Raw genomic sequence first — 2,690 nt, forward strand, 5'->3', positions numbered from 1 at the left:
TTCTCGGTGACGAATCCGGACACTGACAGCGACGCCCCCGCGTAGGTCAGTGCCGACAGGCCGAGCGCCGCGAGCGCCCAGCGCCAGTCAGCGGCGCGCAGCGCGCTGCCGAGGCTGGCCTTGGCGAGTTCGCCCGCGAGCAGGTAGACGGCGACGACGCTGGCGACCAGGGTGACCAGGGTGCGCGGCCTGATGCGCTCTAGCTGCACCGGCACAACCTCGGCGTCGGGCACGGCCGCGAGCAGCACCTTGCGGACGGCGGGCAGGACGTCGCGCCGTCGGCGCAGCGCGTGCCTGGTGGAGCGGACGAGCGCGACCGGCTGGAGCAGCGCGAGGACGGTCACGAGTTCGTTTCCTTCGATCCGCTCCACCGCGAGCTGAGCGGATTTCTCCGGTCCCACGACCAGCGCCAGCTCGGCGATGAGCTGTGCCAGGTCCAGGCGCATCTGCAGGTCGCTCGCCGCCACGTCACCGTCGCCCGGGTCGAGCAGCATGACCCGGCCACCGGCCGTGAAGACGATGCGGTCGGCGGTGAGCCCGCGGTGCGCGACGTGGTGCGCGTGCAGCCGGGTCACCATGTCCCAGACGCGGCCAAGCTCCTTATCGGTGCACCCGGAGTTTCGCTGGGCGAGCGTGGTTCCCTCGCAGTGATCGTAGGCGAGCACGGCGGCGTCAGGTCCGACTCGCACCAGGGTATGCAGCCGGGGCGTGGGCACGCCCGCGTCCTCGGTCGCGTAGGTAAGCAAGGCGCGGCGCTCCACCGCACGGTCGAGCGAAAGCGGCGCGGTCCGCGACACCTGCCCCTGCACCCGGATCAAGCGGTACAGCTGGTAGAAGGTCCCCGCAGCCTGCCGGTCCCTGTCGAACACGACCGCGTCGAGCTTGCTGCCTTCGCGCGTGGTCACCGCGTAGTGCCGCGATCCCGGCGCATCGGCGCGCGGCTGGCGAACCCGCCGGATCGCGGTCACCGTCAGGTCCCTGTCGTGCCTGGCCCGCCCGATGCGCCTGGTGGACAGCGCCGCGCCGATCTCCCTGGCCGATGGACGCTGCGACGCCGACCCGGCACCGTACCTGACGGCCGTGCCGATGGCATAGCCCGCCAGCAGCGTAATCAGGATCGTGAGCACGCTTACGTGCGTCGTGGTCGACGCCGCGAGCTGGACGACAACGTACACGCCGATCGCCACGATCAGCGCGTTGCGCCAGCCAGGGCGTCCCGTCAGCCCGATCATCGTGACGAAGGCGACCAGGCCGACCAGATAGGGGTCAAGGGCATCGACGTGACTGGTGCCAGCGTGCGCCATGATGATCGCGTCGTAGAGCCGGGCGGCGGCGGGGCGCTCGAGCAGGATGTTGGCGACCTCGGCCGCGGCGCCGGCCAGTACCCCGGTCGCGAATGCCTCGACCAGACGGCGGACCTGGCGCCTGACGAGCTGGGTGGCGGCGAGGGCAAGCGGCAGTATCAGCAAGCCGAAGCGCGCGATCTGCGGGATATCGTTCGCCAGGGCATCGGGCAGTCGCCTGCTCGCGCCGACGATGTCGATCTCCGCCCCCGCCGTGGTCGCGCTCGCGGCGATCGCGGTCACGACCGCCGCGATGATGACAATGCAGGCAACGACGCAGCGCAGCGCGTCGGCCGGCTTCCGGATTCGGCGCTCCAGCTGATCGCTGACCTGGATCAGAGGGGGCTGCAACACGGGATGATCGTTTCTCCTGCCCCCTGTGCTTGATGGCTCTGCGAGCGCCGGCATAGCCGGACGCAAGTATTTCACGTGACCCCACGCGAAACGGCCCGGGTCACTGCTGACCCGGGCCGTTTCCCGTTCGCTACGCGAGCAGGCTGGACTTAGAAGTCCATGTCCCCGCCGCCACCCGGGGCAGCCGGCGGAGCAGCCTTCTCCGGCTTCTCCGCGATGACCGCCTCGGTGGTGAGGAACAGCGCCGCGATGGACGCCGCGTTCTGCAGCGCCGAGCGGGTGACCTTGGCCGGGTCGATGATGCCGGCCTTGAACATGTCGACGTACTCGCCCGTCGCCGCGTTCAGGCCCTGGCCCGGAGGCAGGGTCTTCACCTTCTCGACCACGACGCCGCCCTCAAGGCCGGCGTTGACCGCGATCTGCTTCAGCGGCGCCTCGACGGCAACGCGCACGATGTTCGCACCGGTCGCCTCGTCGCCCGCCAGGTCCAGCTTGTCGAAGGCGGGGATGGCAGACTGCAGCAGCGCGACGCCGCCGCCGGGAACGACACCCTCCTCGACCGCGGCCTTGGCGTTGCGCACCGCGTCCTCAATGCGGTGCTTGCGCTCCTTGAGCTCGACCTCGGTCGCCGCGCCCGCCTTGATGACGGCCACGCCGCCGGCCAGCTTGGCCAGCCGCTCCTGCAGCTTCTCGCGGTCGTAGTCGGAGTCGGTGTTGTCGATCTCGGTACGGATCTGGTTGACCCGGCCCGCGATCTGGTCCGCGTCGCCGGCACCGTCCACGATCGTGGTCTCGTCCTTGGTCACGACGATCTTGCGCGCGCGGCCGAGCACGTTCAGGTCGACGCTGTCCAGCTTGAGGCCGACCTCTTCGCTGATGACCTGGCCACCGGTGAGGATGGCGATGTCGCCAAGCATGGCCTTGCGTCGGTCGCCGAAGCCGGGCGCCTTCACCGCGACGGACCTGAACAGCCCGCGCATCTTGTTGACGACC

2 protein-coding genes are annotated in these 2,690 nt (G+C 70.1%); both read right to left on the bottom strand.

All coding sequences use genetic code 11. The features are described from left to right. Positions 1 to 1,697: hypothetical protein (locus tag WA225_RS19005; RefSeq protein ID WP_422609121.1), on the bottom strand; the 1,697-nt coding region annotated here is incomplete at its 3' end. Positions 1,698 to 1,846: 149 nt separating this feature from the next. Continuing rightward, the coding region (gene groEL / locus WA225_RS19010; protein ID WP_422609122.1) for a chaperonin GroEL at positions 1,847 to 2,690 on the bottom strand (844 nt) is incomplete at its 5' end.

The organism is Pseudomonas sp., from assembly GCF_049300855.1.
GTDB lineage: Bacteria > Pseudomonadota > Gammaproteobacteria > Pseudomonadales > Pseudomonadaceae > Aquipseudomonas.